This window comes from Falsiruegeria mediterranea M17, assembly GCF_900302455.1.
In the GTDB taxonomy this organism is placed as follows: Bacteria; Pseudomonadota; Alphaproteobacteria; order Rhodobacterales; family Rhodobacteraceae; genus Falsiruegeria; species Falsiruegeria mediterranea.
Genome location: NZ_ONZG01000015.1, coordinates 1 through 13,277, shown reverse-complemented (window position 1 = coordinate 13,277; position 13,277 = coordinate 1). Strand labels below are relative to the sequence as shown.

The window sequence follows — 13,277 nt, the reverse complement described above, 5'->3', positions numbered from 1 at the left end:
ACCAAAAAGGGGCCGCAAGGCCCCTTTTTTCTTGTGCCGCGTTCGGTTGCCCATCGATGATAGGGGCACGCCGGAATTCAGAGACAAGAGACCATGGAAATCGCGATCCAACCCCTGAAAGCTCATAACCTTGACGAGGCGTTCGAGTTGGCGACCGAGGTGTTTTCGCGCGCCAGCACGCTGCATCGGGCGCTTGGTGTGACATTGGAAGACTACCGCACCTATCTGCGGCCCCAGTTTCAACAGGTCGTCGCCCAAGGGCTGTCTGTTGTGGCCATCGACACCCGGACGGGTGCCGTGATGGGGTGCATGATCGTCACCGATTACGCCAAACAGCCTGCCGGAGATATCCGTACGTATCCAGAGATGACACCTCTTGCTGCGTTGGCACGGGAGCTGGATCACCAGTACACCGCCGCCGGAAAGGTCTCACCGGGGCAGGTGGTCCTGATCGACATGGGCGCGGTTCGACCTGAGGCAGAGGGCAGGGGGATCTATCAATCCATGCGGGCCCAGGTCCACACGATCGCAAAATCCAAAGGGTTTCAGCGTGTGGTTGGAGAACTCTCTTCCGCGGCAACTCAGCATGTCGTGTTGACTCAACTCGGCCATACCAAAATGGCCGAAGTCTCTTTTCATGATTTTGAATGCGATGGCGCGTTTCCATTCCGCACCATCACTCAACCCCGCAGTATCGTGTTGGCCGAGGGGCAGTTGTAGCTGGCATCATTCGGTCAAGGAGATCGTCCACGCCTGATCCGCCGGTGTTTTGCCCCCCAGCACCTCGCGATAGGCGGATTCTGCCTGGGCCAATCCCTGCGCGTGGTTGATCGTCAGCCAGTCCGCGCTCTTGCGCATGGCTTGGCTCCAGAAGTCGCCCGAACGCCGCTCAAACTCACCCGGTCCCCAATCGGCATTGCGTTTGGCAATGTGGCCGGGGGCAAAGAACATCTCGGACCGCTCGCGAATGTAACCATCGCCCATCCCAGCCTCGGAATAATGCGTCAGGCCCACGTGGCTGGTGAAGCGCATGTTGTCGCCCAAGTGCTGATGCAGGCGCGAGATCACCGGACCAGAGCCGGACATGTCGATGATCAGGGTCGGGACGTTTTCCAGTTCGGCCTCGATCTGGTCATAGGTCAGCACCTGATCATAAAGGGCCAGCGCATCGACCTTGGCTTTGTTCCCGGCTGAGGTCATCCCGACGATTTTGGGCGTATCTGGATCGGCCTGAAAGGCATAGCCCGTACCGATACCGGTTTTGGACGAGGCCGAAACGATGAGCACCTGTTCGGCGCCATACCAGTCCCCGGCCAGTGCAAAGTCATAGAGGCAGAAAGAGGTCGCATAGAGCGGCCAGAGCACCATGCGCATGTCATCGGTCGCGGGATCGTCCTGCGGATCGTTGGACAGGCGCAGATAGCGATTGTATACGGCAGCAAGGTCCTTGCGATGCTCCGAAGCGTCGAAAAATCGCGTTTGGTCAATGCGTCCAGGCTCCAGCACGGCATGGCTGCCCATTGGCCAATACCCGTAAAGCCGCTCACCAACCGTGATGTCGGGCAGGCCGCTTGCCTCGACAACGCCAATGCCCCAAACCGGGATGACACCGAACGCGTCGTCCTCGGTGGGGAAAAACTTCCAATAGCCGATGCGGTCACCGACAACGCCATACGTGATGTTGTTTGCAGTCATCCCAAACCGCTCGATCCGCACAAGGATCTTTCCGCTCAGGTCTTCAGGGCTGTGGGTCGTGCTGACGCCAAGTTCGTCCAGGTTCACCTTGCGGACCTGCATGGTCGTGATTTCGGTCATGCGCCTCTCCCATTTCGCCTGATCTCTTTCCTGTCACACAGTGCCACGTCCGTTTTGAATGGGTAACGGTGACGTTGCGCTGTCAAATGGTACCTGTTTCGATCAGCAACGACGATGAGCGTTCTGCGATAACACGCCGAGCGACCAACGAGGCGCACGGCTTGGGCGGGAGGAGATGTCCCGTTAGGGGCATTGACGACGGGCGGGAGAGCCTGGTTTGTTCTCAAGCGTGGATGCTTCAGGAAAACTCCAGCAAATCCCACCGATTGCCAAAAGGATCGCGCCAGACCGCAACCGTGCCATAAGGTTCATGGCGCGGCGCTTCTTCGAACTCGATCCCTTGTGCCAGCATCATGGCGTGATCTCGCGCGAAGTCATCCGTGGTCAGAAAGAACCCAACACGCCCCCGGTCTGATTGCCAATGGCAGTCTCTTGTTGCGCGCCATCCGCTTTGGCCAAAATGATCGAGCCAGCCGTTCCGCCGGGCGGCGTCACCCGGACCCAACGCTTGCCATCTCCCAGATCCTCGTCCTGATCCAGGGTGAAGCCCAGCCGGTCCACATAAAACGCCAGTGCAGCATCGTAATCGGGCACCACGAGGGCGATGGCAAAAAGCTGTTGGGGCATATCAGATCAGGGCGCGCGCCGGTCGGGCAATTGGATATTGGCGACCTGTTCGGCAATCGGGTCGGTGGACAGCGGGTGCGAGGCAGACTCGTAGTCCTCCGGGTTCTTCATCACTTGCCATTTCCCGCCTACATAGACTTCAAGCCCAGAGAACCGCGCCTTGTAGCCCATCTTGGGGCTCTCTGGCACCCAATAACCCAGGTAGACATACGGCAAGCCGGCCTCACGTGCGATTTCGATATGATCCAGGATCATGAAGGTGCCCAAAGAGCTGCTGCGCAGCTCTGGTTCATAAAAGGAATAGACCATGCTCAACCCATCTTCGAGCACATCGGTCAGGCTCACGGCTGCCAGAGCGTCCGTCTTGCGGTCACTGTACTCGATGACCCGGCTGCGTATCGGGGTTTCTTCGATCATGGCAGCAAATTCGAAAACATCCATGTCAGCCATGCCGCCGTCGGCGTGGCGGATATCCAGATAGCGGCGAAAGAGCTCATACTGCTCGTCCGTGGCCCAGGGTGATGTCGCCCGGCGCCCGAGATGCGCATTGCGCCGCAGTGCGCGGCGCTGGCTCTTGTTGGCCGCAAAATCGCTCACCTTGATGCGGGCCGAAAGGCAAGCGGCACAGTCGGCGCAAGACGGACGATAGAGCACGTTCTGCGAACGTCGAAACCCCTGTCGGGACAGGGCATTGTTCAACTGGTCAGCCCCTTCGCCCTGCAAAGCGGTGAACAGCTTCCGCTCCATACGGTTTTCAAGATAGGGGCAGGGTTGCGGGGCCGTCACGTAGAACTGTGGAACAATCGGCAGCGTGTGGCGCATCAAAAAAACTCATAAGGCGGCTCGCGGTTTCAGGGGATGATAACAACCGATCCCAAAGCCGCCAAGTGGCGATTGCAGGACCTGTGGGTCCTGCGTCCTGCGGACGGCGGGGGGGGCCGGGCAGGCGCGGGCAAAGCCCGCGCCTGCCCGCCCCAACGGGAGGAGATGTTTCGCCAGAAACACCGACGACGGACGGGAGTGCTCCGGAGCAGTGTTTTGGCTAGTGTCTGCGTCAGGCGACAGCGCGCCGGTTGATGGCAACGGTGCCCAGCATCGCGTCTGTCAAACCTTGGGCGCGGGCGCTGGACAGCATCATGATGACCGAGATCACCTGCAAGACAGGCAACGCCATTGAAACCGTGTAGCCTGCTGTATGAGCCAGGGCCAGGCCACCATCCAATCGCGCACCATGGGCGTCGCGCAGCTCGATCCCGACAAAGCGCATTCCCCAGGTGGCCGATCCGCTGGCGATGGTCGCCACGCGGTAGACAAATCCGATCGCCAGATAAAGCAACGGCCAGACAAAGAGACCAACAAAGGCGGTCATCAACACAGCGAGCATACTCAGCGCCAGAATGATGCAGCTGTCGAGAAGCCAGGCGAACAGCCGCTTCATCGCGACGGTTTCATAGAATTCTGGCTGGTGGTCGGGGTGGGGAAGATGTGTCATCTCACTCGATTTCCGGGGGGGAGGGTAAGGCTTTGGCCCCCGCAACGCGCGGGGACCAGTGGGGAGAGGGGCCTGCGGATCAGGCCGCGTCGTCCTTCTTGTCGTCGGAATTGGCCGCTTCACGTGCCCGGTCGTTCATGAACTGATCGAACTCGGACTTGTCCTTGGCTTCACGCAGCCGTTCCAGGAAGGCCTCGAAATCCACCTGCTCCTGCTCCAGACGGGCCAGAGTGTCGGCCTTGTAGCTGTCAAAGGCGGTGTTGCCGGTCTGGCGCATGGCGTGCATGCCATGACGTTTCCAGGATGTGCTTTGGCGGCGGCAGGATTTGCTGAACATGCGGTCACTCCAGATCATGTAGAACAGTAGGGCTAGGCCGATGGGCCAGAAGAAGACAAAGCCAAGGACCATGGCGGCGATCCATGCGCCTTTGCCCTTGCTGTCTAGCCAAGCTTCGGTGCGATGCAACCAGCCCGGGTTCGACGGGGCGGTGGCAACGGGGTCGGTCATAGTGGTCATTGTCAGTCTCTCCAGATCAAGGTTTATGTGAATGCCTTTCACATTGGGTAAGATGGGGGCTGGATCTGGGGATGCAAGGGGTGATGTGAATGTTTTTTACATTGGTGGGTTTGAGCGGGCCAGCGGGATTGTTGTAGCTGAGGGGGGAGGGAGTTTATTGACTGTTTGGACGGCATCAGGAAACGCCCTCCGAGGCCCCATGAACTCTGGGGCAATAGACACCCTTCGCCTTTAAGTGAGGGATGACATCTTGTTCCGGGCTCTCGATTGAAACGCCGAGCGTTAGAAGAAAACAGCGCATGGCTTTGGCTGAAGGATTGGGGTCTTCGGCCGTGAGGAGGTTTCTCAAATATCCAGGCGAGTAACCTGATAGTTCGGACAGGCTCCGAAGGGTGACTTTTCCAAGGCCAGAGTTTTGCTTCTCCAGTTCTTGTTTGACGAAGCGAACAAACTGCTGACCGCTCATCAGTGCTTGATGTGTGTTTTTGCTCGACATGAACCCTAACCTTCACTTTGGAGGCTAAGATGAACTTTATAGTTCACATAATCAACTGTAATAGTTCACATTCCTGAACTAAAAAATTTAGCAAGCTGACACTGCGTGTTCGTTCTTGCACTTTATTGGCCATCATGAATATTTTACTATTCAAGATGACTTCATGGGTTGCGAGATGGCGGCGGAAGAAAAAGCCTTAGAACCTTGGCGCGTTCGCTTGAAAGCAGAGATCGATGCCAGGGGAATTAGCTACACCAAATTGTCGAAGGACATTGGTGGTCATGACGCGTATGTGAGCCGCACTCTTCAGGGCAAAACTGAACCCTCAATGAACACGGTACTGATGATCATGGAGGCAGCAGGTATTGATCCGGCAGCCATTTTCATGCCTAAGACCCCAAGCGAGAAAGCTCAAAAAGTTCTGGATGCCGCAGCCGAGCTGGATGACGAAGAGGCTCAGCTAGTCGTCCGTCTCTTGGATAGCACCAACCCCAAGTAACCGAACCTGTTTGATCGCGGCGGTGAGGGCGTCCAGCCCCGTTCCAGGGTGGCGCTCTTCTATTGCCGTGTACCGTTCCACGATGGACATAAAAGTGCCAGTCGAGAGGTTTTCGCCGTTCTTCTGGGGTGCCTGCATTATAACTTGTCATAACTCGTACTGTTGCTATATAGAGGCAACTTACACGCTTAAAGAGAATTTCCAATATGACAAGTAATAATAAGGCTCATTTTCTGTCCGAACTGGCCCGGCTTTCAAAAACCGGTTTCTCCATTGGGGTAGGTTTCCATGACGGTGCACCCACATGGGTCCATTCAACGTACAGCGATGGTTGGGTCGATCGATACGTCGAAGAGGGGTGGATGGCAGTCGATCCAACCATATTGCACGGGCAAAAGAACGCTGGACATTTTACCTGGGGGAAATTGTCTGAGCTGTATCCCGACAACCCGGTTATGTTGGGCGCGGCTGAAGCTGGCATGAAAGAGGGCAATACCCTTTCGCTGAGGATGAACGGGGTTTGCGCCATCTTCAGTGGCGATGGGCCAATCTGGAACAACACCCAGGTTCAACAGGCGGCCGCGGCAACCAGTGGTCTGGCCTTCATGTTCGGCGAACAGCCCATGCCGTGCATATTGGCCAACCCGGAGATGGACGTTGTCAGGTTGATGGCAGATGGAGCAAAGGATCGAGAAATCGCCGAGCGTTTGGGTGTGAAAATTGAAACGATCCGCAAGAGGAGAGAAAAGGCCTACGACCTTACCGGGACTCGTTCTCCGGCCTCTCTGTTATCATTTGTCATAAGGAATTGCTGGTTGTAGTCAGTTTTTAGATACATGCTTTGATTGTTTGGGTTCCATGTCACCACTCTAGGAGGTTGATATGGAACTACACACATTCACATTCATCGAGCAGTCATTTCATGGCGATTGTTTTCCAGGCTATTTGAGACTGCGTAAGCGGCATTTCGTGGATCAACTTGGATGGGAGCTTTCCCACGATGGTTGTCACGAGATGGACCAGTATGACCATCCGCTTTCCATCTACTCTATCGTTATGGAGGAGGGCCGCGTAGTTGGTGGTGCACGGGCGCTACCTTGCAATGCGGACTGGTGTGGATGGAGCTATATGCTGGGCGATGCAGCTCGCGGTAAGATCGACGCCATCCCGCCCGACTTAATGAGCAATTACCCGACTTCAGGACGCACCTGGGAATGCACGCGTCTGGTGCTGGATGACACGCGTCTCAATGCCGATGAACGCCAAACGGCTTTGAAATTGGTCGTTCACGGGCTTTGTCGCGTTGCGAGAGCAAGTGGCTGTGAGGAGATGCTCTCTCTCTCGCCGACAGTATTTGGTCGGTTGTTGAAAAGGTTCGGCTACGATTGCCAGGCCTATGGAAGACGATACGTAGGCGTCGAGGATGGACGACTGTATGGCCCCTTCCGAATGACCTGTGACCCTTCTGTAAACCTGGGCCTCGTCGAAAGGTCCAACGGCGACGAAGTTAGCAGTCGCCGACTCTTAACTAGGCTGGTCGGGCAGGCGGCATGATCCAGTTAGATCGATCTTCGTCTGAGGGATTCCGAGCCTCGGGTAGGGCTTTAAGATGAATGGAGGCGGGTCTTGTCACAGCGGCAGGAATGCGCAGGGAGCGGACTTTGCAAAGTCTAAAGGCCTGCTGTGAAGCCGACATTCGTGCAGGCCGTCATGTCGGTCGCTTTGAGCCCCTTGTGTCAGATGGTGCACTTTGCACCAATGTCAGCTTTGAAAGAGCCAGCTTGTTATGGTGTAGTTATTGAGTTTGCAGCTATCTTCCATTTGGGGCTATGTTTCTTCTGTTTCTCGACATAGCGACCATCACTAATGGATCGAAAGCTGACGACTATCCTTGCCGCCGATTTGGCAGGTTTGGCGCCCCTCCCAAGGTCAGGGAAACACATCCTTGCCAAGAACCTCACGCAGCCGCTGTCAAAGCGTCGGGTCCAAAAATTGGTGATGGATATCCGAACGGAGATCGGCGCAGTCGAATTTGTAATCCACGGCTGGCGATACAACGCTGCGGTCCAGCTGGCGGAGGCGGGATGCAGCGACACTGAAATTCAGGCGGTCACAGGTCACAAAACCTTGGCGATGGTGCAGAAGTATCGCGCGCAAGCAAACCAAGAGCATTTGAGCAAGCCGGCACAGGCAAAAAGAACAGAACAAAAACGAAACGAGAAAAAGTGAAACTCTGTCGTCGGAAGAGAAAACGAAACGCAGATCAATCCGAATTTTTACAGTATTTTCAAAGTGGTGCGGGTGAAGGGACTCGAACCCCCACGCCAAAGGCGCCAGAACCTAAATCTAGCGAATACTTCGCGAATACAAATCCTTGGCTCTTTGAATTCACAGGACAAACCAAAAACAAAGAGTGAAAGTGTGAAACGCTACAAAACCGCCCTCGGCCGCTCCTGCCTAATCGGCAGAGCCTCAGGCGCTTCGACTTCATGAGCGATGAACCACTCTCGAATCCGCGCCCACCTGTCTGAGTTCTTGGGTGACACCCGCCACTCATCCAGCTCGCACAAAAAAACACGCCCTTGTTGCCCCAGGTTTTGGACTTACGCGATCGCGAATTGCCAGATGTTGGCGGTCTCGTCGTCGAACTGGAAATACTCGACCGAGATCAGGCTGTCGGTGCCAGCGGCACCCGTCACCGTCACATCCGTCGTCGAGCTGCGCGTGATCGTGTAATCCGCACGGTTGCCGTCAAAGATCGCAAAGTCCGACCCCGCGCCGCCGTTCAACGTATCGTTGCCCGCGCCGCCCTTCATGTAGTCGTTGCCGCCGTAACCGAACAGGAAATCATCCCCGTCCAGGCCCGACAGCTGGTTGCGCTCGTTGTTGCCGGTCAGGCTGTCGTCAAAGTTGGTGCCGACCAGGTTTTCGATCTCGAAATACAGGTCCCGCACCGCATCCCCGGCCGAGCCATAGCCCGTTTCCTGGCCGCCAGACAGCCCCGCGCCGTTGCGCAAGCTTGCTGCCACGCCGGACGTCGACTGGAAGTAGGTCACCGTGTCCAGCCCGTCGCCGCCGAAGTAGCGCTCGCGCCCGCCGGTCGAGCCGACAAACCAGTCATAGCCCCCCAGACCCCGGAAATCGTTCTGCTGGGCGTCGCCATAAAACACGTCCTGATGCGACGAGCCGGTCACCCGCTCCACCGAATTCAGCGTCAGCCCCAGGGCCAGCCCCGTGCTCTGGGTCGGATCGCTCAGGTTCAGCGTCACGCCGCCCACCGCCGCGCCCATCGGCGGCGCGCCCGTGGCCGAGAACACCGTCTCAACCACCGGTGCCCCCGAAGAGCTCGCCTCGAGGAAGGTGATCATGTCCTGCCCGTTGCCACCGTCCAGCGTGTCGTTGCCCGCGGTGGCGATGAACCAGTCGTAATCGCCCAGGCCGCGCATCTCGTCATTGCCATCGCTGCCGCGCATCACATCGGCAAAGATCGAGCCGGTGGCCCGTTCGATGCTGATCAGCTGGTCGACCTCGCCGCCAAAGATGTTCGCGGTCCCCGCGCCAAGGTCCAGATCCAGCATGAAGTTCGTCCCACGCCCCGCAACCTCGGTCACGTCGGAGTAGGACACCATGTCCCGCCCCACGCCGCCATCCACCGTGTCATTGCCACGGCCCGGAATGATCCAGTCGTAGCCCTCTCCGGAAGACAAGTTATTGGCCTCGGCACTTCCCGTGATGTTGTCGGATTGAGGGGTACCAATCAGGTGTTCAAATCCCGAAAGAACGTGTGTGGTTTGAGGGGAAGAGTTGAGCCAACCAAGTCCAGCCTCCAGATCAATCACATGTCCATTGGCTGTAAGGCGACTTAAATCAATAAGGTCTTGGCCTGCGCCCCCAATGTACGCATCCTGCCCCGGCAGGTTGTCCGGCCCCAAATTGTTAAAGGCTGTAATGACGTCGTCGCCGTCACCGCCATCGTAGAGCTTGGGCCCGCCCGTTGCAGTTATGGTATCATTCCCCGAGAGCCCATGTACTTCCATGAAATCGGCCTGCACAGAAGCCAGGATAATATCGTCCTGAAATGTGCCAATCTGCCAGTTCTGTTCGAAAAAGCCAAAAGACGTCTGGTCGCGGGTATCAAACATTTGCGTTCGAACATCGCCGAGTTGCTCCCAGACGACCACAACGCGCCCATCCCCAAGCGATTGAATCGCAGGGTTCGTGGCTGAAGATGCATCCAGTATGACTTCGTTTCCGACGGCTAGTCCTGTGTCGTCAAAGCGTTGCAGAACCAGCTGACCGTTTGTTTCGTAAACGACAATCAGGTGGTTGTTTGGAAGCTGCGCCAAAGCTGGTGAGGTAAATGTATCAATCCCATCTGTCGAAATCTTGATCAGATCTCCGTGGGTGAGACCCGCATCTGTATATTTCTGAATATGAATTTCTCGGTCTGTGCCCGTCTCGGCCTGCCAAGCGACAGCAAAACCAACATCCAATCGTGTCAGTGCGAAGTCGGTATCATCTCTGCCATTGATACGTGTATTGGAAACAGAAGATGTTGCAGCAACAACAGTCCCATCTGGTTGCAGAATCGTTATCAAACCCTCGGTGACACCGTTGACGACATGTTCTCCTAAGACAGCAAAATTCCCGCTTCCTAAAGCTAAGACTTTAGGAGAGTGCACGGCAGTCCCCACCAAGTCGAAGATCTCGAATTCAGCGCTATAGGCGTCTGTTTCTGCAACATATGTCCGAGCCAGAACGTCCACGTCATCTGCATTGTCTTGAGCGACCCGTTCATAAACTATGAGAGCCGTCGTGAACCCGGTTTGCGCGGAGTACTGAACGTCGATGTCGGGATTGCCAAAGCTGGGGGTATGGACCGAACCGTCGACCCTCAGCGAACTGCTGTCCTGCCCGAAATCTGTTCCATCTTGAATGTGTTCAGCCAACTTCAATTGAACGGTTGATCCGCTGGTTGCTTCATAGACGACGATCAGCCCGTCAAACGGAAGAGCCGCGACAGATCCGTTTGATGTTGCTGATGAGAATTCATCAAGGGGCAGATGATTTCCGGGCCAGGCCGTATCGTCCAGCACACGTCCCAATTGATCAAACCGACGACCGGTGATGTTAAGCCCCGCGCCTTGAGTTGGGGATGTCTGATCATCAGTGGTCCAAGTGATCACGTAGTTGCCGGAAGCCAGCAAAGCGAAATCGGGATCGAATTGAGAGCCGTTTGAAATTCCCGGAGCAAGGTATGATGGTCCCCAGGAAATTGGCGTATCTGGCATAGGTGAACCTCCGACTTTGAGACAGACAGTCGCAATACAGGCTTGATCTTATGTCTGCTCATAATATTGATGCGGCAAGCTTCTGCCAAGTTTTCTGGCAATTGCGTTTCCCTTTGGCTGCCTCAACCAACACCAGAGCGCTTGCTTTCCATCTAAGCCCTTGGGGACACACCTGTTTGACAGCACTATAAACGTCGTGCCGAGCGCATGTCCCTTTTTCACCAGTGTTCTGCTCTACCTTGTACTCTGCCGTTATCAGTTGGTTTTTTTGGGTTTCGCTTTCCATTTGACAAGGGAGCATGTCGGCTTCGCGGCCTGTCTGCGACGCTGCGGTCGGATTGGCTGAGGCGGGATGCAGCGACACTGAAATTCAGGCGTTCACAGGTCACAAAACCTTAGCGATGGTGCAGAAGTATCGCGTGCAAACAAACCAAAAGCGATTGAGCAAGTCGACACAGGCCAAAAGAACAGAAACGAAACGAGAAATAGTGAAACTCTGTCGTTGTTAGAGAAAACGAAACGCAAGTCGATCAGAATTTTCCATGCATTGTCAACCCCGTGAGAATTCGAAGACCCCTTCCACAAGGCAACCGGCTGGTATCTGCGCGGCCTGCCAGAGCTGGTCGAGACCAGCTTCCCCGCCCTCCAGCGTTATCGCAAAGGAGCGAGTGGCCGTGATAATCATGTCCGCTTTGGGCTGCAAACGGACATGTTCAGCGGAAGAGACTAAGCGCGATCCGACTGCGAAAATCTCTTTCAAGTTCACGTGCGTCCTCTCCGAGGGCGGTTTCCTCGTTCCCTTTGATATCAAAGGGAAAATCCTGTTCTTGAAAACCCAGGCCAAACTTGAAAGCTCTCTTTCAAGTTCGAGCAAGGATTTTGGCTTGGGGTAGGGGGACTTTCAGGGTCGCTTAGTAGCCCAAAGTCCTTATTTTATGGGCGTTCAGCAGCGCGTCTTGAGTTTGCAAGTATCTCTGTTTGAAAATAACATAATGGCACTTACATGGCCGCTTGAAGCCGTTTTGAAAAACATGGCGGTTTGGGCGATTACCACGCCGTTGTCCCCCTCGTAGCCCTTGTTTTATAGGCTCCATCCAAGTTCTTCCGGCATCTTCGGGGCTCTTCCGGTTACTGCAATTATCTGTGTCTCATAACAGTAGCGCGACACAGAAAGTTGCACGGCGAAACACAGAAAGTTGCAGCAACTCGTTTTTCACCCATCGTAGGTGACGGGCTTGCCGCTGGACGTTGAACTCGGCCGCGCCGCATCCATGGGATTGCCCCCTGCATCATAGGACAGCACGGTGCGGAAACGGTTTGCCGCGCCACACTTTGAACAGTGGGCGCGGATGGGTCTCATAGATTTATGTGCTTCGATGGCTGCCGGATCTTTTATGACCCCGGTGTGCCCGCAGGCGCAGGTGGCGTAGATGACGTGCAAACACGCTGCTCCTCTTCATGACTGGCGAAAAGGGGGGCGGACGCTATTCCCACACCAGCCTATCCCCTTCGATGCTTGTGGTTCGGGACAAGATTTTCACATCAATTCTACCACCATCAGCCTTGGTAACTTCGCAGTGATGCGCCGCGATGGGGACCACGTCACCGGCATCGACGGACGCTTTGCATATGGTTACGTTGTCCGCTCTCTGTCCACCAGAGACTTCAGCGAACCTCCTTGAGCGATATTGGACAGCCATCCTCCCAGAGTAACCCGGGTTTTTCTCGTCAACATGAACTGGATCTTCAAATAGGATATTGGTCAGCGTTGCAGTGATTTCATAAAACACCTCCCCAAGATGACCAAACCATTGATTGAAGCGGCTGTGAATTTGGTCAAACCCCTTGCCATATGACGCATACAATTCACGTCTGTACTCCATACCCTCAGGCTGTATCACCAGCTCATCTGCGCTGTATCCCAAGGGGATTGCTACGATGACGCGGGTGGCTTGCCATTGCGAGATCACGCACTTTGTCCCGACCTTCGGTTGCACTTCCAGGAGAGCTGCGCCTTCGTGGGCTGCAGTATAGAGCACAGGGTTTTCAGGAAGGTTGCACCTTCCAAAACTCTTGATCTTGTCTTCGGGGGGGTAGCTTAGTCGCCCGACGCTTTCGGGGCGTTCGTCGTCGGCTAAAAGCGAGGCCCGGAAGAGAATTTGACCAACGCTTACCACGTTTCCAACTTGGGGCAGTGCTTGCACAGCCCGTCGAATTTGCTTCTTCCTGAGCTCTAAGTTTGGCGTCCTTTCGATGATCCTCATTGCTCTTTGCGCTTCTGCAACGTTGATCTTTTTTGCACTATTGATGAGTTTCCTCGAATTCACGATGATCAGCCCTTACCCAAAACACACTAACTCTTGCATTGGATTAAGCTGCCGCAATGCAGGTATCAACCGCGTTTTGAACGGCCTGTCAACGCCGGACTAAAACTGCACCATTCGCCGGAACAATAGTGCACCATTTGTTCGGTTTTGGCCGGAGCAAAAGTACACCACCGTTTCGTATTTAGGTTTGTCCTTCGTCGCGCATAGCGGAGC

General features: G+C 55.5%; 12 protein-coding genes and 1 pseudogene. 5 read left to right on the top strand and 8 right to left on the bottom strand.

Features of this window, described 5'->3' with window-relative positions; all coding sequences use genetic code 11:
• Positions 1–93 precede the first annotated feature (93 nt).
• Positions 94–720: a hypothetical protein gene (locus TRM7615_RS22465; RefSeq protein ID WP_108791982.1), complete on the top strand. Its 627-nt coding sequence runs from the start codon at positions 94–96 to the stop codon at positions 718–720.
• A gap of 6 nt (positions 721–726) precedes the next feature.
• Here TRM7615_RS22465 and TRM7615_RS22460 read toward each other — a convergent pair whose 3' ends face one another.
• The 6 genes and pseudogenes from TRM7615_RS22460 to TRM7615_RS22435 all read right to left on the bottom strand — a co-directional run bounded on the left by TRM7615_RS22460 (position 727) and on the right by TRM7615_RS22435 (position 4,947).
• Entirely contained in the window at positions 727–1,815 is a 1,089-nt protein-coding gene (locus TRM7615_RS22460) for a DUF2855 family protein (RefSeq protein ID WP_108791980.1), read from the bottom strand.
• A gap of 238 nt (positions 1,816–2,053) precedes the next feature.
• A pseudogene (locus TRM7615_RS22455) lies at positions 2,054–2,442 on the bottom strand (VOC family protein).
• Positions 2,443–2,448: 6 nt separating this feature from the next.
• Positions 2,449–3,264, bottom strand: coding sequence for an arginyltransferase (locus TRM7615_RS22450; protein ID WP_108791978.1), 816 nt, complete (start codon positions 3,262–3,264; stop codon positions 2,449–2,451).
• A gap of 232 nt (positions 3,265–3,496) precedes the next feature.
• Entirely contained in the window at positions 3,497–3,934 is a 438-nt protein-coding gene (locus tag TRM7615_RS22445; protein ID WP_108791975.1) for an RDD family protein, read from the bottom strand.
• 79 nt (positions 3,935–4,013) lie between these two features.
• Positions 4,014–4,442: a DUF2852 domain-containing protein gene (locus TRM7615_RS22440; RefSeq protein ID WP_370739833.1), complete on the bottom strand. Its 429-nt coding sequence runs from the start codon at positions 4,440–4,442 to the stop codon at positions 4,014–4,016.
• A gap of 184 nt (positions 4,443–4,626) precedes the next feature.
• Positions 4,627–4,947 (bottom strand): hypothetical protein, encoded by a 321-nt coding sequence (locus tag TRM7615_RS22435; protein ID WP_125133732.1) that lies wholly within the window; start codon positions 4,945–4,947, stop codon positions 4,627–4,629.
• A gap of 115 nt (positions 4,948–5,062) precedes the next feature.
• Here TRM7615_RS22435 and TRM7615_RS22430 point away from each other — a divergent pair, with 115 nt between their 5' ends.
• From TRM7615_RS22430 to TRM7615_RS22415, 4 genes are all read left to right on the top strand, one after another.
• A complete protein-coding gene (locus tag TRM7615_RS22430) occupies positions 5,063–5,446 on the top strand; it encodes a helix-turn-helix domain-containing protein (protein WP_125133731.1) in 384 nt (127 codons plus the stop codon).
• 206 nt (positions 5,447–5,652) lie between these two features.
• Entirely contained in the window at positions 5,653–6,267 is a 615-nt protein-coding gene (locus tag TRM7615_RS22425) for a helix-turn-helix transcriptional regulator (RefSeq protein WP_108791967.1), read from the top strand.
• 61 nt (positions 6,268–6,328) lie between these two features.
• Positions 6,329–7,000: an acyl-homoserine-lactone synthase gene (locus tag TRM7615_RS22420; RefSeq protein ID WP_108791965.1), complete on the top strand. Its 672-nt coding sequence runs from the start codon at positions 6,329–6,331 to the stop codon at positions 6,998–7,000.
• A gap of 312 nt (positions 7,001–7,312) precedes the next feature.
• A complete protein-coding gene (locus TRM7615_RS22415; RefSeq protein ID WP_108791963.1) occupies positions 7,313–7,675 on the top strand; it encodes a tyrosine-type recombinase/integrase in 363 nt (120 codons plus the stop codon).
• Between the two features lie 374 nt (positions 7,676–8,049).
• Here the strand turns inward: TRM7615_RS22415 and TRM7615_RS22410 are convergent, their stop codons facing one another.
• Both TRM7615_RS22410 and TRM7615_RS22390 read right to left on the bottom strand, forming a co-directional pair.
• The gene (locus TRM7615_RS22410; protein WP_108791961.1) at positions 8,050–10,737 is read right to left on the bottom strand and encodes a calcium-binding protein; all 2,688 of its coding nucleotides are present in this window, start codon (positions 10,735–10,737) and stop codon (positions 8,050–8,052) included.
• 1,484 nt (positions 10,738–12,221) lie between these two features.
• Entirely contained in the window at positions 12,222–13,064 is an 843-nt protein-coding gene (locus tag TRM7615_RS22390; protein WP_125133730.1) for a hypothetical protein, read from the bottom strand.
• Positions 13,065–13,277 lie beyond the last annotated feature (213 nt).

Coding starts and splice junctions, on each gene's coding strand:
- TRM7615_RS22420 (WP_108791965.1), top strand. CDS start 6,329: ATGGAACTACACACATTCACATTCATCGAGCAGTCATTTCATGGCGAT.
- TRM7615_RS22425 (WP_108791967.1), top strand. CDS start 5,653: ATGACAAGTAATAATAAGGCTCATTTTCTGTCCGAACTGGCCCGGCTT.
- TRM7615_RS22440 (WP_370739833.1), bottom strand. CDS start 4,442: ATGACCGACCCCGTTGCCACCGCCCCGTCGAACCCGGGCTGGTTGCAT.
- TRM7615_RS22465 (WP_108791982.1), top strand. CDS start 94: ATGGAAATCGCGATCCAACCCCTGAAAGCTCATAACCTTGACGAGGCG.
- TRM7615_RS22460 (WP_108791980.1), bottom strand. CDS start 1,815: ATGACCGAAATCACGACCATGCAGGTCCGCAAGGTGAACCTGGACGAA.
- TRM7615_RS22435 (WP_125133732.1), bottom strand. CDS start 4,947: ATGTCGAGCAAAAACACACATCAAGCACTGATGAGCGGTCAGCAGTTT.
- TRM7615_RS22410 (WP_108791961.1), bottom strand. CDS start 10,737: ATGCCAGATACGCCAATTTCCTGGGGACCATCATACCTTGCTCCGGGA.
- TRM7615_RS22445 (WP_108791975.1), bottom strand. CDS start 3,934: ATGACACATCTTCCCCACCCCGACCACCAGCCAGAATTCTATGAAACC.
- TRM7615_RS22450 (WP_108791978.1), bottom strand. CDS start 3,264: ATGCGCCACACGCTGCCGATTGTTCCACAGTTCTACGTGACGGCCCCG.
- TRM7615_RS22415 (WP_108791963.1), top strand. CDS start 7,313: ATGGATCGAAAGCTGACGACTATCCTTGCCGCCGATTTGGCAGGTTTG.